This window comes from Undibacterium sp. JH2W, from assembly GCF_049340425.1.
Taxonomy (GTDB): domain Bacteria; phylum Pseudomonadota; class Gammaproteobacteria; order Burkholderiales; family Burkholderiaceae_D; genus Undibacterium.
On sequence record NZ_JBMPOT010000016.1, the window covers coordinates 42,720 to 63,381 of the forward strand.

20 protein-coding genes are annotated in these 20,662 nt (G+C 46.5%); 7 read left to right on the forward strand and 13 right to left on the reverse strand.

Going from position 1 to position 20,662, the window contains the following annotated elements:
• Nucleotides 1-59: 59 nt before the first annotated feature.
• Nucleotides 60-908, reverse strand: coding sequence for a hypothetical protein (locus ACO0LC_RS22245; RefSeq protein ID WP_423007201.1), 849 nt, complete (start codon nt 906-908; stop codon nt 60-62).
• Between the two features lie 456 nt (nt 909-1,364).
• Here ACO0LC_RS22245 and ACO0LC_RS22250 point away from each other — a divergent pair, with 456 nt between their 5' ends.
• From ACO0LC_RS22250 to ACO0LC_RS22275, 6 genes are all read left to right on the forward strand, one after another.
• Complete coding sequence (locus ACO0LC_RS22250; RefSeq protein WP_423007203.1) at nt 1,365-1,610, forward strand: helix-turn-helix transcriptional regulator; 246 nt, start codon at nt 1,365-1,367, stop codon at nt 1,608-1,610.
• 548 nt (nt 1,611-2,158) lie between these two features.
• A complete protein-coding gene (locus ACO0LC_RS22255; RefSeq protein ID WP_423007205.1) occupies nt 2,159-3,274 on the forward strand; it encodes a hypothetical protein in 1,116 nt (371 codons plus the stop codon).
• Between the two features lie 25 nt (nt 3,275-3,299).
• A complete protein-coding gene (locus ACO0LC_RS22260; protein WP_423007207.1) occupies nt 3,300-4,442 on the forward strand; it encodes a hypothetical protein in 1,143 nt (380 codons plus the stop codon).
• A 765-nt stretch (nt 4,443-5,207) separates the two neighbouring features.
• The gene (locus tag ACO0LC_RS22265) at nt 5,208-5,633 is read left to right on the forward strand and encodes a YagK/YfjJ domain-containing protein (RefSeq protein WP_423007209.1); all 426 of its coding nucleotides are present in this window, start codon (nt 5,208-5,210) and stop codon (nt 5,631-5,633) included.
• Between the two features lie 16 nt (nt 5,634-5,649).
• A protein-coding gene (locus ACO0LC_RS22270; protein ID WP_423007211.1) for an IS3 family transposase occupies nt 5,650-6,818 on the forward strand; the annotation gives its coding sequence in 2 pieces (ribosomal slippage) (nt 5,650-5,905 and nt 5,905-6,818; 1,170 coding nt in all).
• 38 nt (nt 6,819-6,856) lie between these two features.
• Entirely contained in the window at nt 6,857-7,129 is a 273-nt protein-coding gene (locus tag ACO0LC_RS22275) for a YagK/YfjJ domain-containing protein (protein WP_423007213.1), read from the forward strand.
• A gap of 393 nt (nt 7,130-7,522) precedes the next feature.
• On the opposite strand, the gene ACO0LC_RS22280 is transcribed toward ACO0LC_RS22275, so the two are convergent.
• The 6 genes from ACO0LC_RS22280 to ACO0LC_RS22305 form a co-directional block, all read right to left on the reverse strand.
• Nucleotides 7,523-8,326, reverse strand: a complete 804-nt coding sequence (locus tag ACO0LC_RS22280) for a hypothetical protein (RefSeq protein ID WP_423007215.1) — start codon at nt 8,324-8,326, stop codon at nt 7,523-7,525.
• Nucleotides 8,327-8,657: 331 nt separating this feature from the next.
• Nucleotides 8,658-11,177, reverse strand: a complete 2,520-nt coding sequence (locus tag ACO0LC_RS22285; protein ID WP_423007217.1) for a DEAD/DEAH box helicase family protein — start codon at nt 11,175-11,177, stop codon at nt 8,658-8,660.
• Between the two features lie 740 nt (nt 11,178-11,917).
• On the reverse strand, nt 11,918-12,142 hold the full coding sequence (locus ACO0LC_RS22290) for a hypothetical protein (RefSeq protein ID WP_423007219.1): 225 nt from the start codon (nt 12,140-12,142) through the stop codon (nt 11,918-11,920).
• A 62-nt stretch (nt 12,143-12,204) separates the two neighbouring features.
• Nucleotides 12,205-13,251 carry a toxin-antitoxin system YwqK family antitoxin gene (locus ACO0LC_RS22295; protein ID WP_423007221.1) on the reverse strand — a complete coding sequence of 349 codons (1,047 nt, stop codon included), beginning with the start codon at nt 13,249-13,251 and terminating at the stop codon, nt 12,205-12,207.
• Nucleotides 13,252-13,329: 78 nt separating this feature from the next.
• Nucleotides 13,330-13,635, reverse strand: coding sequence for a hypothetical protein (locus ACO0LC_RS22300; RefSeq protein WP_423007223.1), 306 nt, complete (start codon nt 13,633-13,635; stop codon nt 13,330-13,332).
• A gap of 50 nt (nt 13,636-13,685) precedes the next feature.
• The gene (locus ACO0LC_RS22305; protein WP_423007225.1) at nt 13,686-13,847 is read right to left on the reverse strand and encodes a hypothetical protein; all 162 of its coding nucleotides are present in this window, start codon (nt 13,845-13,847) and stop codon (nt 13,686-13,688) included.
• A 208-nt stretch (nt 13,848-14,055) separates the two neighbouring features.
• On the opposite strand from ACO0LC_RS22305, the gene ACO0LC_RS22310 reads away from it, so the two are divergent.
• Nucleotides 14,056-14,463 (forward strand): helix-turn-helix domain-containing protein, encoded by a 408-nt coding sequence (locus ACO0LC_RS22310; protein WP_423007227.1) that lies wholly within the window; start codon nt 14,056-14,058, stop codon nt 14,461-14,463.
• Nucleotides 14,464-14,516: 53 nt separating this feature from the next.
• On the opposite strand, the gene ACO0LC_RS22315 is transcribed toward ACO0LC_RS22310, so the two are convergent.
• The 6 genes from ACO0LC_RS22315 to ACO0LC_RS22340 all read right to left on the reverse strand — a co-directional run bounded on the left by ACO0LC_RS22315 (nt 14,517) and on the right by ACO0LC_RS22340 (nt 20,430).
• A complete protein-coding gene (locus ACO0LC_RS22315; RefSeq protein ID WP_423007229.1) occupies nt 14,517-16,091 on the reverse strand; it encodes a DUF4942 domain-containing protein in 1,575 nt (524 codons plus the stop codon).
• A 52-nt stretch (nt 16,092-16,143) separates the two neighbouring features.
• A complete protein-coding gene (locus ACO0LC_RS22320) occupies nt 16,144-17,118 on the reverse strand; it encodes a hydrolase or metal-binding protein (protein WP_423007231.1) in 975 nt (324 codons plus the stop codon).
• A gap of 96 nt (nt 17,119-17,214) precedes the next feature.
• Nucleotides 17,215-18,255, reverse strand: a complete 1,041-nt coding sequence (locus tag ACO0LC_RS22325; RefSeq protein ID WP_423007233.1) for a YqaJ viral recombinase family protein — start codon at nt 18,253-18,255, stop codon at nt 17,215-17,217.
• Between the two features lie 247 nt (nt 18,256-18,502).
• On the reverse strand, nt 18,503-19,462 hold the full coding sequence (locus ACO0LC_RS22330) for a DUF932 domain-containing protein (protein ID WP_423007236.1): 960 nt from the start codon (nt 19,460-19,462) through the stop codon (nt 18,503-18,505).
• Nucleotides 19,463-19,620: 158 nt separating this feature from the next.
• Complete coding sequence (locus tag ACO0LC_RS22335) at nt 19,621-19,995, reverse strand: hypothetical protein (protein WP_422952342.1); 375 nt, start codon at nt 19,993-19,995, stop codon at nt 19,621-19,623.
• A gap of 105 nt (nt 19,996-20,100) precedes the next feature.
• Entirely contained in the window at nt 20,101-20,430 is a 330-nt protein-coding gene (locus ACO0LC_RS22340) for a hypothetical protein (protein ID WP_423007238.1), read from the reverse strand.
• Nucleotides 20,431-20,662 lie beyond the last annotated feature (232 nt).

Below are 20,662 nucleotides of genomic sequence, written 5' to 3' on the forward strand. Positions count from 1 at the left end.
ATTTCTCGAAATCAATAGCTTGTGAATAGTGCACTTTTGCTTTTTTATCTTGCTCTTTGCTATTCAAAGTTGTTCCTCCTCATTTTCTCCGGCAGGTAGATACCTCGTTCTGATTCAAATCGAATCAGGGCCTCAAGGACTTGAGATCTGCTCACGTCATATTTTGCTGCTAATTGATCAAGTTTTGTAATCGCGTGTGACGAAAACAGTAGATTGCACTGCTTTTTGCCGGTATTTTTCTTGCGATATTGTTGCTGGCTCCTGCGCTTCTTAATTGCATCAATAATAAGTTTTATCTCGGCATCACTCATTTGTAGGTGATCAAAGAGCATAAGCAAGTTTTCATGGTTGGAGGGGGCAGTTGAGCCAAAGAGTGCATAATTGTTCTTCTCTTTCAGCCAATCCCAGGCCAGCGCACAACGAGAATTTTCATCATCTCCCTTGAACCATTCAAACTGTCGGTCATTTTGTGTGTGCTGATTCCAATCGCGCTCCAGCTGACCAACCACATTGTTTTTGTAGGTGAGATCTACATTCCAAGTATCAATGGTTGCAATTACCAAATCACGCCCCTCTAGTCGTGGTGGGGGCATATGTATCTGATAGTTAGTAATTCGAAAGAAGCGTGAAAGCAACCATTGGATCTGTCTAACTTCGCCGGTGATCCAGGCTAAACGTTCATTTAGTAGTAAAAAGCGCCCTTGATCATCTTGACGCCGTTTAGCGAGGTTGGTACTCGAGTGCAGGGCGTTGGTGATCCGTTCCTTCATGTCCAGTGCTAAATAGCTGTCCGGCATGAAGTTAAATCCATTGCTATTTAACCAAAACCATAACCAAGTATAGGTGCGCTTCTCATCTGGATTTTTGTAAGCCACGGTGGCTGATTGCGTCAGGTCCGTTATCCCCATATTGCTTTCCAATCGAGTAAATAGAATCGAACCAAAAGTTACTTCTTGGTAATTTTTATGTTAAGGTTTTAGATGGCTTTTAGCGCTATTTTAGCGCTATTTTGCAGTAAATATAGAGTTAATTTAGAAAATCTCTAGAGGAATTTTAGATTATGACTGAGAGCGGGTTTATATATGAAATGGTGGGATTTCAATGCGTTCCTTTTTGAAACATACAATTCGACGATTATCTTCCAGAAAAATAGCGTGCATTGATTGTAATGAACTTTCAAAAACTGGACGTTTGTATAGCTTCAGCACTGATCTTTGAACTGCAGAGTTGCTTTCTCAGTAAGGGTAAATGACGCTCGTTGGAGGCTTCTAAATCAACCCAGAATTAGTTAAAAAATATGCCTTCAGTCCATGATGTGCAGAGCGCACCGGCGACCTGCATAACTCAATCCTGGAGCCATAACAATGCAAACCCCAATTCAACCCGTATTGCTACGTCGTCAACAAGTAGAAATTTTGACAGGTCTTAAACGCAGTAGTATCTATGGCAGGATTAACCCTGACTGCAAACAATACGACCCGGCTTTCCCCAAGCCAATATCTTTATCGAGCGGCGCTAAAGGCGGCGTCGCCTGGGTCGCGTCGGAAGTAACGGCATGGATCGAGGCACGTATAGCAGCGAGTCGCGGCGGTGTGGTAGGTTCAAAGTAAGACAATCATTTTTTATTCTGCTAACTTTTGGAGCTAACTCTGCATACCGTCCCAACACTTGAAATATGGTTTGGCTGCTGTATTTTTACCAAGAGTAAGGTTCAGCGTGCTGATTTCATTGATCCAAGATTTCGGTTATTTATGTTATTAAATAAGAAATTAAATAACCAATAGAGAACTGTCACAACAAACATCAGTGAGCTTGCCAAACATTTACTCAGGAGAAGATGATTAAATATTAATCTGTCTTCACTAGCTTAAAAGCGTGTCAATTCCCAATTCACTAATTAGTAATTAATGTTTTTCTAATATCAGTCCATCATAGTTGAATGACAATTCAAGTCCATGAAGTAGCGTCAGTGACAAATCACTGACGATATTGACTATTTGATCAAACTGTCAAATTCGTAAAGTTTGATCTGTTCATTTTTCATTCCTGTTCTACCCATCCCTCACATACCTTAGCTAATCTGGCTGTGACCAGATGAGTCGTCATCACTTTTTCATCTCGCTTGACCGGTTAAGTGTATTTCTTTGGAGTAATAATCATGCCGTACCGACATCATCCTTTTCTACCTAAATTGAATAGCCAGGGTTTGCCTGGTCAATTGCACTATCAGCATTCTGACTCGGTCACTGAACCTCAAATGCCGCGACTGATTTTCAGCGAACGTCTCGCGGAATTACAGGACTGGATTGAGCAACTATGGCGAATGGGTGAGATTGATCATGTTTCAAGCAATCATGTTGCCTCGTCTATTTCAGTGAGTTCGTGCCTGCAGTATCAGGCCATGTTTGAACGTATTGATGTCTATTTGGCGACAGTCGTCCTTTTGCCAATGGAGTTTGAATACAGCGAATATCTGAACGTCTTTATTCAAAGCTGTCTTCAGTTACAGATATTGACAAAAAAGAATGGGAACGTCGCAAAGGAGGCTCCTCATTCATCGTTAACTCAACTGCGCTATGTAGTGCCTGACTGGGATGGTTTTTGTCAGTTATTGGAGGTGATGAATTCCAAAAGCAGGACGGCTGAATTCAAGGCAAAATTACGTTTACAAGCCAAAGAGGCGAACGAGCGTTACACGGACTATTGTAATTATGTGAATGCTTTATTTGATTGCTGTGACCGGTTAGTCGTATTACGGGTGGACCTGGCCTATCGCAAAGAACTGAGTGGCGAAACGTCTCTGGAAATGGCGCTGGCTGACTTGGATAGGCTATTTGCAAATATGCGCAACAACTACCTCTTTGAGTCTCTGGAAGGCTATATTGTCAAAACCGAGTATGGGATAGAGAAGGGCATTCATTTTCATCTGGTGCTGTTTTTTAATGGATCAGCTCGGAATGGTAGCAGCCATATTTTCCATGCCAAGCAGATTGGACAATACTGGAGCGAGGTCATTACCAGAGGGCGTGGTTGGTATTGGAACTGCAACCGGCAGGCTAAAAATTACCAGAAGATGGGCCGTCTTGGTGTGGGTGTGATCCACTGGAATGAGATGGATTTGCGCAACAATCTGTTAGCGCACGTTGTCGGTTACATCTGTAAACAAGATCAGTGTTTCCGTTCTTTATTACTCCCCAGAGCAAAGCTGATCCGTCGCGGTCAATACCCTGACGTGCCAGAAGTCAGGCGCGGCAGACCTCGCCGGCCTGCCTGATCGCCACCGATCAGGCGATGATGCAATGCGCTACAGCCGCCTGATTGCGGATATGCTACGTAGGTACATTAAAACCCGATATTTCGAACAAATGAAAAAGAAAAAAGGAAGATCCGCTAAAGATAGTCACAGCAATTTGGAAATCTCAATTGGTAAGATTTTTCAAGAGATGAATCGTGAGCATGGGCCAATTTTCGTGCCGACCGAAGAGAATCCAGACCAGGTAGAACCATTCTTTCCTGTGAGCTTACTCAGCACAATTCATCAAACGGTAGAAAGAATGATTGGCAGTAAAGTGCCGGGCTTTAAGATTGAGAGGGAAATGCAAAAAAACAATGGAGAATTGGTTTGTAAGGCTACTGAATTAAGTCTGTACTTTCGAACGGCGTCTTATGGTAGGAAAACGCACCCTGCGAATTTTCAGCCGAGCGAATTGATCAATCTGTTTTTTGAAATTGCGAAGAAGGATGAATTTCTTGACGAAGAGTTTCGGAACAAGAATTTCCCCTCAAGACAGTCAGGCAAAATTGTAGCGGAGATCTACAACGAGATGGTTGAGCAAATACGACGATCAGCTTCGACCAGGGAATTTAAACAGAAACTGCAAAAGCGAGTCCGTGCATCAATCAAGAATTTTAACAGCGCTGTTACCTACGTGACTGAACTATTCACTCTGCACAAAAAGTTGCTAGTGGTGAGATTGAACTGCTACCTGCCAAGTCTGAGCGATGAGGCGGCAATGATAAAGCAAGCCAAGGACTGTCTCAGGAAATTGTCCAATAATAAGCGCAATAATCTTCTTTTTGCGGATGTCGCTGGTTTTTTATGGAAGCTCGAATATCATCACAAACATGGCTACTATTTCCATTTTATTTTCTTCTACTCAGATGATTGCGATGAAAGCAGCGTCGATCTGACACATCAAATCGGTCAATATTGGGTCACACCTCTGACGAAAGGGGGAGGGGGCTATCGAAATTGCGAGGAATCGTCGAACGAATTTCTGTCTTCATGTATTGGTATTGTGGACCGGGCTGATTCGGTATCACGCAACAAGCTAAGGCAGGCATTCTACTATTTGACCATGAAGGATCAGTACCTGAGATTTGGTGCGGGTGATGCGGGCAAGCGATTTGGACGAGGGGGCGTAACAGGTGGTGAGTGGTGAATCTGGCGCATCCTTGCGATCAGACATGAAGTAAGGCCAGCAAGCCAGCCTTACTCAAGCTGCGATTTCAGATCGACCAGTAAGCACTACCAGTTAAAAGAAACAAATACAGCGCCGGGGTAAAGAACAGGACAGGCAGCGCAACGCACCAATGCTTGCGATGCAGACTAAATAGCGTTTGTCAGAAAAGTCCTGATGTGTATTCACCAAAGAAGCAATGTTACTAAACTTGACTTGAGTCATCTGCAGTAGTCCATTTCTCGAATATTGTGTGAAACTTACGGTTGCTTCTGCATGTTTTAGATTCTCATTTCTTTCAGGTCGGATAGTTTTTTTGCGATATTCACATATCCGATTAGCAGACAACTGAATGGAGATATTTCATTCATTGATTTAAATTTCGATAGAATTTGATGATAATTTTCCAGAGCTATCAATCTGTTTGATTACATGTGTTTGTTCGACATTTTCTTGTCAGGGGTACAGCTATTCATTAAAGGTTTTTCGGTATTGGTAATATGCTTTCTATAGAGAATATCTGATATAGGAAAAGGACTTAGTGTAAGTGTATTCGTGGAGCTTGCTCATGCACCACCATCCTGCATGCCGGTGAATATGTCATTGATCATGCTGATTGAATGGAGATAGTGCTGGCTACAGCGTCAGGTGTGTGATCTGCTTTATCTCATGATCTCTTGAGGAGATCAAATTAAAAAATACTCATTGAAATGAATATATGAAACATCATCTCAAGGAGTATCAAAAATGATCCGCCATCGACTGAATACAAATCTCACACTTCAACACCAGAACACTTATCTGGATATGCCAATACAAGCAGAAAAAGGTCCATTCATTGTTGAATATCTTGATCGACTGCATCTGACAATATCTCGGGCTATGAATCAATATAGCCGTGTATTTGCATTCCGGTTTGATTTGCGTTTTCCATCCGATATGAATCACAGTGCGTTCAATTATGAAAACGAAGTTATTGACCGCTTTATTGAATCGTTTAAGGCAAAGATCAGACATAACCGTCAAATGGCATTCCGTGAAAACAAGTATGCACACGACAGTGTTGTGCGATACGTGTGGACAAGAGAGGTTGGACAGCTAGGCCGACCTCACTATCATGTCGCGATACTGATGTATCCTGGCTTTTTCGGACATTCCTGTTTGTTAAAATAAACGATCAGGAGAAATAATGAAACAGAAAAAAAGATATACCCCGGAACTGCGGGAAGAAGCGGTGAAACTTGTATTGGCGCAAGGGTTGACACTAGAGGAAGCCGCATCCCGTATTGCCATTCCGAAAGGGACTTTGGTTGGTTGGGTGAATGCGGCTAAGAGTGGTCAGTCCCAGAAGACAGCCCCAGGAAGCCGTACTGTGCCGGAACTCGAAGCGGAAGTCGCCAAGCTGCGCAAGGAATTGGCCCAGGCCAAGATGGAGCGCGACATCGTAAAAAAGGCGGCAGCGTACTTTGCGCAGGAGTCGCTGCCAAATACGCGTTCATGAAGACCATGCGACTCGACTATCCAATTGCCAGCTTGTGTCGGAGTTTTGGGGTTTCCCGTAGCGGTTTCTATGCTTGGCTAAACAGCATTCCATCGAAACGTGCCGAGTCAGATGAACGTCTCAAGGTGGCCATTGCGGCCGTCCATAAGCAAAGCCGGGAGACTTATGGCCCACTGCGTATGCAACCAGAGTTGGCAGCGCAAGGGTTTAAAGCTGGCCGTGACCGCATTATCCGGTTGCGCCAAATATTGGCCTTACGTTGCAAACAGAAGCAGAAATTTAAGGCGACAACCAACTCGAATCACCAGCTTCCTGTAGCAGGAAACTTGTTGAACCAGACATTTGCCCCAAGCAGCCCAAATGAAGTATGGGTGACCGATATCACCTATATCAGCACTGGAGAAGGATGGCTTTATCTGGCAGGAATCAAGGATATCTATACCTGCGAGATTGTCGGCTATGCCATAGGAGAACGTATGACACAAGCCTTGACAGCAAAAGCATTGTGGAAGGCTGTCGGCAATAAACGACCACCGCCTGGTCTGATTCATCACTCAGACCGTGGTAGCCAATACTGCGCACTGAGTTACAGGGAGTTGCTGGAGCAATTTGGCATGAAGACATCCATGTCACGCAAAGGAAACTGCTATGACAATGCACCTATGGAGAGTTTCTGGGGAAGTCTGAAAAATGAACTGATACATCATCAGCGCTATGCAACACGTGCTGATGCACAGGCGGCTATTCAGGAATACATTGAAAGCTTTTATAACCGTCAGCGACGTCACTCGCGTCTTGGCAATATATCGCCTGCTTTGTTTGCTGAAAATTTTAATCGGCAGTCACTGGCAGCTTAGAACATGAGTGTCCGCTATTGACAGTACACCTCATACTTTTGAATTACGATGCTTTCTGTTCCTTAGGGAAATTCTCAAATGGAAGAGACAATATGTTCAATCGATTAAATGATGCCTGGGCCAGTGCTTTGGGGCTCTCTCCCGACGCTGTTACAGGCTTGGTTGAGATACCACAAAATCCCTATTACCATTTACGCCGCGATGACAACGCAAGCATCGCTGAGTTTTTCTATCGGGCCAGTTATCTTTGCAAATCTGAAACGAAGGTTTTCGGGAATGGTGGTCATGGATTTGGTGCCAGTAAAATCTAGTTTGTATTTTATTATATGAACTGAGACTGGCATGCATAGTTTTCATGCCACGACCACATCAAAAACGTTTCGCAAAGCAGATGGCTTTATTCTGGAGTTACTGTAGCATACAGCTCAATCCGATAAAGGTGTGGGGGGCTAATATTTTGCGAAGTACCTCTTTAATTTGGTAAATGTTCGCTTATTTTTTAGATTCTCTCACCGATGAAAAAGTAATGGGGATTCACGCATTGATGACGATTGGCGAAGGCATGTGTGAAACAAACTACAAACTTGCTCTTGGTGATGCCAGAGCGAAATTTAGTGAATTTTCACGTAGTCAAATTTCAAAAAAGAATATCCGGCTAGAATGCTCGAAGCGCCGACGGCGTTTACCTTCGTCTTCCGCACTATTTATTTGCTTGATCTTGATCTAGTTCGTATTTTTTGGTGTAATTTTCCGCGCGGCTGGGCATTCAGCAATGTATCGACCGCACTTCGGTGATCGGCGCATTGGTTAGACGTCTGAAGCAATGCATATTTCTTCGGATTAGGGCCAACAAGGCAAACTTGTTCCTTCCAATCTGATTCAAGCGTTTTTCCGACAAAACATCGGAACATCAGTCCGAATAATGAAAATCCGTGAAACCAAAGCAGACCATCACGCCCCGACGAAGGCTGCGTGTACATGTTATTGACATCGCCGCCCGCCGTTTCGGAGGGTTTGATAATTGTCATGGTCAGTGCTGCAAAGTGTGGAAACTCGTCCTTTCCAATTAAGTATTTTCTGAATTGTTCTTGATATTTTCCAAGGCTACATCCTCCTGCGATGAAGCACGAGCGCCAAATAATACTGATCGCAAAATAGGAGAGTTTTTCTGTATCAATTTCGTCGCGATTCAATTCGACCGCCCCTGTCATTGATTCATCAACAATAGTGACGTATTGCAAAAGCTGAGCGGTGCCAGTAGCAGTCAGACGCGCCACATAGTCTTCCCGTTTTCCAAATCGGTCTTCACATTCTTCGCAAAGCAAGGTTTTCTTCACTTGCTGGCTGGTCATGCAAGCAGAACCATTAGCTACACGAACTGGATCGTCCTTTCCATTTCCAGCATCTCGTATGCGCCTGTAGATCCACTGCGGTGTCAAGTGACTATCCTTCAATACGGCATCTTTCAGACATAAGGCACAGGCCCCACGATTCAATTCAGTACTCATTGTGAATTTGCTTTCTTGGGTTCTAACCACGCTGACGATCTGCCATCCTCCGCGAATACTGGCGTGAAGAGTAGGTGTCCTGGCTGTCAGCGCTTCGGCAACGCCTCGGCTATCATGTCAAGGGTGGCATATGCATTTGGGCATCGAGTTTCGGCAACGCACGAACGATTTTCATCGTTTCGAGACTGACTGTGATGACATGCTGGAATAATTCCAGCGGATATCGTGCATTGCCCGTCGTCTCCGTCGCCCACAAATTGGCGTCGTTGACGATGCCGCTGGCACCTCATGTCATGTCAAGTCTGGGCTGCAACAAATTACATCACCTACGCTATACCAGATTTTTTACCTTTTTTGTAAGACCGCTGAGCAAACATGCGCTGCTCAGCTCGTGGTGGTCAATAAGCTGCTGGATATGAGGAACTGATAGAGTAGAAAAGTCTTGAGACTCAAATGATTTGAAAAACCCTTTGACACGATTGATGAAACTCTTCAACTCATTCATCCGCATTACCTCAACTGGCTGCAAGAATGCTGCAGCACTTTGTAGATTGTTACTTGGATGGATCAAGACATTCTGTACAGTCATGCCGGGGTAATGTTTCAAAAACCACGCAGCAGACCTGTTCATTTGCTCTGCCTCACGTTTGTTTATTTCTGAACGGTCTAGATCAACTTCGTTCTTGCATTCCCAAAGTATGTAATTTGTTGAATCCAGTGCCCATAAATTGTCTGGACCTTCTTTCCACTCTTTGTCGGGACGCTCGCCAGCAAACCCAAGTATTTCACTCAGTTCATGAAGTGCCTGTTCGAATTTGTCGGCTTTGACGCCAAATACTAATCGCCCTAACACATCGGAAAGTGCAATATTCAATTGACGGTAATTCCCACATTGACCGATCCAGTTGATTATCCGCTCAATGCGTCCCTGACTAACCAGCGTCAATTTTGTAATCGTAACCCCCGATGCGGGTAATAGAAGTAGCCGATTTGAGGCATGTGCTTTAATTTGTAATGCAATTGACTCGTTTCGATTGGCTTGGTATAAATAGCGGGCCATGTCCTGCATATACCAGCCAAGGTCAACGCGATCTATCAAATTTTCATCAAGGGATTTCTGAAGTAGATTGACTGCCTTCTGGTAGTCTCCATTGCTGAATGCTCGTTCTGCGGATAGTTCTGCGACATAAACTTTTAATACCCTATCGTTAGCGGGTGACGGCGCTACCGCCTGCATTTGCTCTGCATAAAACGCTTTCCAGTCTGGGTTACGTAGAATACATTGGTTAATCAGATTATTAAAAGCCATTCGAGGGTCATCACCACCTTTAATGTCCTGCGCGCCTAAGTCTGCAACCTCTAGTCCAATCTCGATTTGAGTTGAGAGTTGGGCAGACAGGTATTTACGTGACTTCGTTTCCCTGACCAGTCGAGTAAGGTCACCTCCAACGAGGATGACAACGGAATAGTCTTTTTCACCTCTTACACTCCGCCCCATTCCTTGTTCAATTGTTCGGACTGTGCGCATTAGTGTAGCGTCGCTGTTAGGACGGCAATCCTCTTGATACAAATCAACCAGGCTTTCAGAAAATGGTTTCCCGTCAAAAATCAAGATTCGACATGCGTCATCTGGTAGGTCGATACCATCATACCTGTTGACAAGGACTACGGTGTTTTCGCATTCTCCCCTCTTGAGATTTTCAACCAGTGTGCCTACAGTAGCTTTGTTTGCGATAGTGGCTTTATATTGTTCCCAATCTTTTGAACTATTGAAGCTTGGAACCAAAGCGACTATTCCCACTTTTCGACCTACTGATGGTCTCCCCAACCATTCAACTAGTGCACTTCGATGTAAGTCTTCATGCATCACAGAAGGTAGCAAAACCATTTTCTCCCCTGACCAGCTTTCTTTCTCGTAAGTTAGTGGTTTGGTTATGGTATCTGGAGATAGTTGGAGTCCCTTGATCAGAAACGCATCGTCCGTTACGGTTGCCGACATAAAGATTCTATGGCTTGCTTTCCAATACGTGCCGAACGCTTCTAATGGCGGAATGTACGGTTCAATTTCCAATGCGTTTCCAGACACGACACATTGGCATTTTGAAAGCATATTTTTTAAAATAGGCCACGCATATTTGACTGACTCACGAGCCGCTGCAGAAGAAAGAATTCTAGCGACGTCTGATTCTCTTTCTATCCAAGACCAATAGGGAACCATTAAGAAAGCGTCACGCTTCTCGTTCAATATATCCGCATAGGTTCCAACGCCTTGATGTTCCAGATCGTTTTCGAACAAGGCGCGAATGCTCTGGTACGCAGCGTCCTCGCGCGGAATACGTATACGGCATTGCTGCCTTATGGAATCTGAACAAGCGTGAGCATCATCCATCAGAAGCGTACCGACTTCTGTGGAGTCTCTGTTTAAGCCGAATTTGGTTAGACCGTTAAATAGTTTTTGAACTGAGGTTACCAATATCGATTTGCTGTTCAAAAAATCGTCTGGTAATTCGGGATCGGCCACGCAGGTTTTTATGCCAAATTGCTTGGCCTGTTCACCAGTCTGTGAAATGAGGAAATTATCGGGACATAAATAAACTACTGGACCCTCGCCAGCGTTTAGTCGAGATTGAAGCATTAACAGACCAATGAGTGTTTTCCCTTGACCCGTGTGAAGCTTCACGATTACGTTCTTTTGATTCCGGCGGGAGCTATTCCATTCGTCTAGCACTGCCCATTGTGATGGACGCAGTGGTCCTTTATCATGTGCTCGGTCGAGCGTATCGTAAAGTTGGATGGGATCAATTGGATTTGCTATTTTTGTTCCTGATAAGCGCTTTTTAAAATCGACCATTGTCGGCTTTCGTGTAATGATGAGATACAAAGAATAGACAATTTTGCATTGAAAATGCTAATGGGAGTCTACCGACAAAATTTAAAATTGTCTATTAAGTAATACGTTTGCATCGGCTAGACGAAGCACTTTTAAGTGGAAATCTATGTTTCTCAAAATTGATGAACCCAAATGGAGTTACAAAACCCATTCACCTACATCTGGCGCGCAATCACGTCAAAAGACAGCTTAGCGGACGGATATTTCATAGAAACCCACGCCTGTCTTAAAATCCATTACTATGCTTGCCAGCAGGAATGGTTCGTGCCACGCCAGGAATATGTCAATTTGTAGTCACAGCCAGCAAAAAAATCATTAACCTGGTGAAGTATCATTCCACCTCTTGCTATGTTCCACAGTTTCTGAATCTGTTGTCAGGTCTTCACTCAGAATTTTGGATTTGAAGTGAATCATCCCAACGCAAGCAGCAAGGGAGATCCCACTACCTACTGCACCAAACCATGGCAACACACCCCAGAAGACAGTAGACAGGCTCACAAAAACCATGGCGACATTGGCGGCAAACGTAAAATGCCAGATAAATGAGGATGGCAAATCAGGCACTCCTATTTTTATGCGGTGGTTTCATCATCACTGGCAAGAGTCAATGTTGTGGTGATGCTAAAAACCGTTATCAACCAAGCGAATTGCAGCAGGTTGATAACGGAAGATGCCACACGACCAGATTTGGTCTGTCAATATCACATCAAATTGCAGCTAAATCCTTTCCCATAAGCAGGAACAATTTTCGCTGCATTGCTCTTTGGAAACGTCATAGTTTTATTTCCCGCTTTGACTACTGTATCCCCCTTGCGCAAGCCAGCCAGCAATGACAAGAAATTCTGTGTTCCCACTCTGCTATCCGCATCAAAAGGGCCATCGAAACTGATGCTATTGACGCTAATGGTAAATTGTTTGTATTTCATGCCATCGCTAATGCGCTCCAGTGTGACAGATGAAGCGGCATCTGCGCTGCCAACAGCGTTTGTCAGAAAAGCCCCGATGAGCACGCTGCTTCCCATTCCTGTAGGACATCGTTATTGATGAGAGCTGTTTCACCTTCTTGTTTATGAAAAGTGGCTATTTTGGCATCGATGCACTGCTGGACTTTCTTGCTGGTGCCAGGTGCGGTCTGTTCATTCGGGGAGGCAGTTGCACTCAGGGACTTCTCTTTTTCACATTCTCCTGACCAACTGGCGATCATTTCATCATCATAACTCCCGCCGAATTGATGACGCTTCTCTATTTTTTGATTAACACATTGCTGTAATTCTGGCTTGACTACAAACTTACCGTCCTTATAGAGCTTCTCGCTACTGACCGTGACTCCAGGCAGGGTTGACCAGTCATACGCACCAGCCTGCAATTTTTCGACCATTTTCATGCCAGCGAAAATGGTTTTGGTTACAGGCGTATCAGTTGGCATCGAGTAATCTCGCTGATATCCGTCAAATTGACCATCTTTATAGTTGTTCTCGGTGGTGCCTCTTTTTTCAAAGCCAGATTTCTTCCCATCGCGCCACGTGAGATCGACCAGTAGTGTTTTGCCAGTCACGTCCCATTGTTTTATTTCAGTGGCTTCATCATTCGCCCAGGTAGCACGCTTGATCAGTACGTCAAGATAAGGATTGCGGATTTCCTCCAGCCCGTGTCGCCGATTCTCTTTGTAGTGGATTTCAGAATAGAGCTTGCCCGTCGTGAATTCCCATACTTTTTCCAGACCATTTTTCTGACCTCCTTCCCATTCAGATTCAAGCATCTTCGTGCCGTTCAAGGCGATGCAGACCATTTTTCCGTCTTTCAGGCCTTTCTTGTATTCGACGGTACAAGTGCCGTGAGTGGGTTCAGGAACCGCAATGCTCCATGGCTCGTTGTTGACTGTGCCGCTAAATGGTTCATTGTCATTGAGCTTGTAAATCAGCCCGCTGATGGATTGTTTTTGTCGGTAGTCAATTTTAGGTGAACAAGCTTGCGTGAAAAGTGATAAGGCAAGCACCACTGAGATGCTTGCCATGTTTTGTATTGTGGATTTCAAGAGAACTCCCTCGATGAAAGATGATGTAAGTAGGACGCCAGGGATGACGTAAGTAACATGCGCCATCCCCTTGTGTGACTAGATTTTGGATTTTTCAGATGCTTTTGACCGAATGCCCTCCAGCTTTACACGTTGTGCGTCTGTGAGATCAGGATCTTTTAATTGCTTGTCTGCCTGCCTTGCCGTTGATGTCGCAGCAGCATTGGTGACGGCTGGCAAAACCTCCGTGGCGGTGTATTTCACGGCGTTAAACAATCCCTTGCCCAATATTTTGAGACCGGCTACAGCCTTCTCTCGTTTGCCAAATGACTCGAAGCGTAATTCGTCAACGGCAGCAGACATATTGAAATAACTGCGTTTCTTTTCTTCTTCGCTTTCACTCATGGTGACTATCTCCTGATCATGATTAAGTGGAATAAAGCTGGGTAAGACGCCTACGCCTTGCCGCTGCCTTCGCATCCTGGGCAGGGGACACGTACCTTTTTATCGCCTGCACAGACAGGGCAGTTACTGGGATGTTCGTCATCGCCATATTCCATTGGGCAAGGGATGACACCTTTGCCTTTGCATTCGGGGCATTTTTCGGATTTGCTCATGGTGATTTCCTTTCGTAAAGTATTAATCAAGCGATTCACAGTGCTGATTTTCTGTTATTTCTAAAATGGACGATGCCAAGTAATTGCATGTTAAATGTCATGTTTTTAATGATGCAATACGTTATTCTAATTGATAACGTATAACGCCATTCCATGGTTGACATAAAAAGATAACACTTTGCTTTTATGCTACAAAGCTGAGTGTTTTATGAATCAAGAAGTAGAGAATTCTGAAAAGCAAATTGCCCGCATGGTTGGGTCAATTATTGCTGCGCACAGAAAAGCGAAGGGATTGACTCAGGCGCAGCTTGCTGAATACATGGATGTGGAGAAAGAGACAATAAGCCGTATGGAAACTGGGGTGATTTCGCCGACACTTGCCCGACTGGCGCAAATAGCTAAATTTTTAGACTGTGATGTGAGCGATCTTTTAAAAGACAGTTCCCCTGAATTATCTGATTACGCATTGTCACTCGCGAGAAGAATGGAGAATTTGACTGACAGCCAAAGAGCAATACTGACTCAATTTTTGGGGAGGGTTGCGACAGGTTTGGAAAAACTGAAGCCAAAAGACAGAAAAGTCGTTGAACTTTTCCTGAAAGATATTATGCAATAAAGTGTTTTGATACCGGGTGGTAGCCGGGTCTTGATATTGAATTGAATCCGTACTTATTTCCTTTCAGCCCTCAACATCACCACCGAAACACTGGTCCCCGCGAACTCATTCTCATAAACCCGCACCCAGTTCAGATTCCAGCCCGGCAGTACATCCTTCCCCTTCATTGACGCAGGTAGTATTGCCACAATCCGCCCCTGCGGCTTCACCAGGCTTGCCGCCGCCTCCAGATGAGCAAGCGCCCGCCCATCAGAAAACGGCGGGTTCATCAGCACCTTGTCAAAGCGCTCCGTCGTAGTTCTGGCATACTCTAGGAAATCCATCTGCAAGACGTTAAAACCCTTTTCAGCAAGGATGTGCGCATGTAATTTGCTGATCTCCACACAACGTGTCCGTTCTTTGGGCAAGTGCACCGCCAGGTTTCCTGTACCTGCACTCGGCTCCAGACAAAAGTCCCCCTCGTTGATACTCAGCTCAGTTGCCGCATCTTTTGCCATCTCTGCTGGAGTCGCAAAAAACTGATGGGTCGCCCGGTCAGGCAGGCAGCCGCTGGCAATCACTTCATTGAGTACGCCATCCAGCTTAAAGTCAAATTCGACATTCCCCTTGTTATTGATGACCCCACCTAGATATTGCAATACCCTGATTGCCTCAGCTTTGGCCGGTGAAGAGCCGCAGTGCTGATAACCAAACTGAAACTCCAGCGGATTGTGTCGGCTGGCCCGCAACTCAGACAACACATCAATAACAGCAAATGGCAATGGCCGGTTCATCAACTGATGGTGTTTCTCTTGTTTTACCGGCTTCTTGCGGAACTGTGCAGGAATTGCCATGGGATAGAGAGAATGCAGCACCTGATTCAGCCGCCAGGCCATCTCTGGATGAACCTCCAGATGCGCTGTTCCCTTCAGGTAACAACGCAGCTTCAGTGCACCACCATCCAGGATCAGCCACTCACCATGACGCTGCCGCGCCATGCTCACAATTCCCGAGGTCGCATTCCACTTAGGCTCATCCCTGCCCATGAACTTCGCAATGACCGCACGTAAGTCATTGATCAGCCCGGCCCTGCTGGTATTGGTACTCCACTCACTGGTGACATAGCCAATAATCATCCGTTTGCTGAAACCCGCAGGCGAGTTCGTCACATGCTCTCCGGACAAACCCCGGAATATCCCCTCCACACGCTCAGCAAAGAACTTCTGGCGCGATGCCAGCAAATCACCGATAGTGGGACGGACTGCTTCTTCCGTGAAATCGGGAGCTGTCATTTCACTGATTGTCTTGTTCCATTCATCACGACGCTTTTGCGGCATCACACTCAACACATCCGTCATTGCCAGCGTCTTCGACCAGTAAGCCGCATTCAAGGCAGCAATCGCACCCGCAGGATTGAACAGCTTCTGGACACTGGGCTTGAAGCGGTTATGTTCATCGGCATTCCCATCCAGAAAATATTCCATTGCCGCCGACAATTCCCCGTCGATCATCCCTGCAATATGGGTGATACGCTGGCGCATACTGTTGTACTGCCCCAGCAGACCATCAATCAGGTCAGATGACACCGGCGCAAAAAACGGCGTCGCGTCATCCACAATACTAAAATCTGTCATGTCCATGTCTGTCATGGCATTTTCTCCTTGAATTTATTGATCATTCATTGATTTAAAGGCGCACTCCTTAAGGCCGATCGAGCAAGGCAGAATGTGGCGCACCAAGTTTCTTGTCCAGCTTGTCCATCAGGCTGGGCCTGGGCCGAACCAGTGCCTCAAGCGGCTTGCCCGCCGTCGGGCTGCCATGTGGTACACCAGTGGATGCAGACTCAGCAGAGGCAGCAGATTCAGAATCCTCAGATACTGGATAAAATTCCTCCAACGTTTCCAGTGTTTCCTCTGCACTTTCCTCAAAAGCCCCATTGGCAAATCCCTGCGCCGCAGTTCCATCTAGCGCCGCCTGGTCATACCCACACTCCCTGCGTCGTTTATCCGTCTCCCTAGCCTGAGTTATCGCTGCCTCTAGCGTTAATCCTTCACGCACCGTTAAATCGACGTAGTAAATGGCAGAGCGATGACTCATTGTGGTGCTCTTACCCCTGAGCCGCAGTTCCAGAGGCAGACAGGCCAGCAGGTTGCCTGACACCGCCTGGTAATAGCTGAGCCGAGCCGCCAGGGTGCGAATGCTGTTAAACCCGGTCGTCCTGAAAATAAACGACCCCAGTTCATCGTCATCCCCGATTTGCACATTCAGACGCCCATACGGCTTGCAGGCACCATTCTTAGCCAGCTCACAGCCATCCGGCGAAGGGCAGGGCAGGCTTTGCATCCCTGAGTCTGTGAACCGCCTGCAAGTCTCCCCATTCCCCACACACAGAGGCCGCCCAGTCTGCCTGTCAAACATGCTGTATTCTGCCCGCAAGTTCAGGTCAGGCTCATTGAACAGAACGCTCACTGGGATTGAGCGCAGCTTGTCCACCCCAGCTTTCTTTCGCAGCTCCTCATCCAGTGGATGATTAACCCAGCCATTGCGTCCCTGCACCTGTGAAGTGATGGTGAAAAAATCTTCTTTCACTGGCAGGCGCTTGCCATTCTTCTCAACGACACTGCCTATGGAAATACGCCCTAAAATCGGTGGCGTGATTGCAAGTCCTTTAATCATGAAGTTTCCTTGAAATAAAAAAGAAAGCCTGTTTCGAAATACCGAATCAGGCTCTATGGATTGGTTTGACTTGTTACTGATGGCTGGTACTTTAGGTCATTGTCCAGAATCGCTATCGCCACTCATGGTCTTGGGCGTCAGTAAAAATCTCCTGCTACCCGGTCTGGTCAATGGATACTGTTGCAACAGACCCGGCTGATCAAGCAACAGCTTCTCCACATCAAGACGCTTACTGTCCTTAGAGCGTTTCCAACTGACACGACCGCTATCAAAGCTTGCCGTGCTGGCGTCCCCTAGACGCTGTTGAATTTGCTGCGTCAGCAAAGCAGCTAGTTCTTCCCGGTTCTCTACATCCGCCCGCAGATTGACCAGATCCGCAAAGAGAGCTGACATTTCTGTGTCAGTGGTGAAGTCAAGATGATTGCCAGAGTCATGCGGATACAGGCAGCGCAAAGCCATATCTGCTGATTCTGAGCCGTCCGCTGGTGGTGGCGTATCCGTTTCCACGTAATGCCAGAATTGTCTTTCCAGCTCTATCAGCCTGGCAATCAGTTCATCATCACGGGTAATCCGGTAAATCCTGATTTCCTGTCCGCACACCAGCACACAGACATCTGCAGCAGCCTTGCCAGTGACAGCAAGCTGATGCTGTACCTGGCAAACAATGTATTCAGGCACCCCATCCCGCCACAAGCGGACGCCAAATTCACCTGCAGTCTTGCATTCAAGGATTTGTACGTCTGAGGCACCAGTCACTTCCCGGTCGATATTTGCCAGCATCCAGAACTTGTCAGGATCAGGATGCTGTAGCACGGCATTGATCTTGCGTACCCGGTTACCGGTGCGGCGGGTATAGTGGGCTGCAACAATAGGCTCTAGCAAACTTCCCCAGTAAGTAGGGCTGGTTTCGTCATTGGGATCAATCTTGGGTAAATCAGCATCCCGGCCAGTCTTGACCATCCACAATTCCAGTGGTGACTGATATGGGTTCAGCCCAACGGCAGTGCCCGAATCACTACTGCCTATGCCTTGCTTGCGTACTGTCAGCCAGTCATCCCGGCTGAGTTCCTTGGTCTTGACCAGCTTCAGGGCTGGCCGGTTTGGTTTGGGTAAATCAGTTTTTTCTGCGGCAGACATATAAGCTCCGATTTGAATTTGATGGATTGATGAAGGGAAAAACAAAGGGATACAGAAGAGCCAGGTCTTAAAGGCAAAAAAGTCCGGCAAGCACATGCTGCCGGGCAGGGGGATTGGTGTTTTCAGTTTTTGGTGCCCATAACACCTAAAGACACTTGTTTTTATTGTTACTGCGGAACAGCCATGCCAATGCACTTGCCTGGCAGTTTTCTGTCAGAACCTGCTTCTTCCCGTGACGTGGATATGCTCAAGCCACCATCAGCAAAGCCTGATCCAGCGCTTTCTGCTTCAGAGTCGCACCCTGACCAAACCAAGCTGATTCCAGTCTGTGGTCAGTGGTACGCGCCCGTTTCTGGTGATCGACATATTCAGTGACAGAATTCAGCAGACCAAAGGCTGTTCCCTTGGAAGAAGTCAGTTCAGCACCTTTGCCCTGACCGTCATACAGTTCCTGCACCTTCTTCATTGCACGTTCATTGGTCAGGCCTGAGGCCGTATTGCTGGGATCAGTGAAGACACGCAGGAAGTAGTTCATTGCTTCATGCGATTTCACCTTGCGTTCAGAGAGGGTTTTCATGCGGTACATGAAGGCATCCCAGGAGGCGACAGAGATACCCAACTGACGTTTGACTGCCTGCGCATCGAAGTTCGTGTTGTGTGGCACCTTGACTGCACCACTGCTGTTATTCAGTGCGACTGCCAGCGTGTTATTGCATACCACCCGTATGCTGGTGAACTGTGCTGTGGTCGCCAGGCTGCCATCGCAGGCAGTTGCCAGCAGCAGATAGGCATTCACGACATCATTACCTTTGAGGGTGGCGGATTGATTGGTTTTAGCAAGCGCCCAGACCTTGCGGCCTTCTTTGAGGACCCCGGCAGTTTCCAACTCGAATCCCGATACTTCCGTCAGGTCGCGGTAAAACTCCAGGATTTCACGGGGTTGTACAACCTGGTAGCGATTGGAGACGACTGACAAAGCTGCCTTGGTGTCTGAGCGATACAATACCTTTTGCTCAGGGAAGGTCATGATAGCGCCGAGACTGCCAACGCTTTCCGTCATAAAGCGGACAGGGGATTCCTTGATTTCAAATGCCATGCCAGCCTGCTTTGCCCAGACTTCTATGGGCTGTTTGGCAGTCAGTTGATTGCCCAGGCCATGCCAGGGAACTTCATTAACGTAAGCCATGGTTTCGATAAGGTGTGCCATAAAAATTTCCTAATATAGAGACGCAGGTAGCCATACCGCTGAGCCTGAACAGCAGGACAAAGCAGCTAAATGAATACGTTGCGCGGAGGGATTGAATGAAGGTGTTGCTTGAAGGGGGAAACGAAGGATGAAACTGAAAGAAGAGAAGAGCTGCGGGATTACCGGGTTTGCATGCTGAAGTGATAGCCGCAATCCTGGCACTCATAATTGTCCAGGATACGGTCATCCACGGCCTGACCCAGTTTGACGCCTACCGAACAACCGGTAGCGCCGCCGATCAGGCCGCCAATGATGGCACCGGCGAGCGTGCCAAGGGCGATACCCAGAGGACCACCGGCGACACCGATAGAAGCGCCGACCTCGGCACCACCGACCAAGCTGGCTGTGCCTGCGGCGACACCGGCAACTGCACCGACTGTGCCACCAGTTTTCTTGCCATAGTTCTTAATGCGGATGCGGGTTGAATTGCAGCAGGGGCAGGCAGGATCTGCTGCCGCTGATATGTTTATTGCGGACGTGTTGATTTCTGACATGAAATGCCTTTTGTTTTGAAGAGTTGATAGGGAAGGGTAGTACTAGAAAGTGAAACTAGGTTCGAATGAATTTTTTGAGCGAATTACAAGAAAAGTAAAACGAACTCAGGGTTTGCCAAGCATCATTCTAAGCATCCAGACTCTGGAGAGTGACACCAGGAACAAGACAAACAAGGAAAAGGCTGCAAAGTCCATGTCCGCATTGCCGTGGACGGCAAGGAACATGTAAGTAATTAGGGAAATGAAAAAGTACAGACAGACACGGAGATAGCTGCGGTTGCTCTTGCGGGCGAGGGCTCTTGCCAGCACAGGGCGAGACTTGATTGCTTCGTGCAATGCCTCGGCACTCGATGCTTTAAGGAGCGGGTGGTAGAGGATAATAGTCGCTAGTGTGAGTACGGCATTGACGATAGAGAAGAAAATGTTGTGATCCATGAGGATTTCCTTTATTGAATATTCTGAAGAGGGAAGGGACTGGGTATCAGAGAGATACAACGCCTGATTCCAATTCAGTGATATGTGACTGAGAATTTTTAGAATACCTCTTGGAGAGACTTGAAATCTGCTAATAAATTATTGGGGCGGCGATATAATTTAGTACACACTCGTGATAGATTCTTAACGTCGCGGCGAGGGCGGCAATTGGAAGATATCTCTTGAACTGATT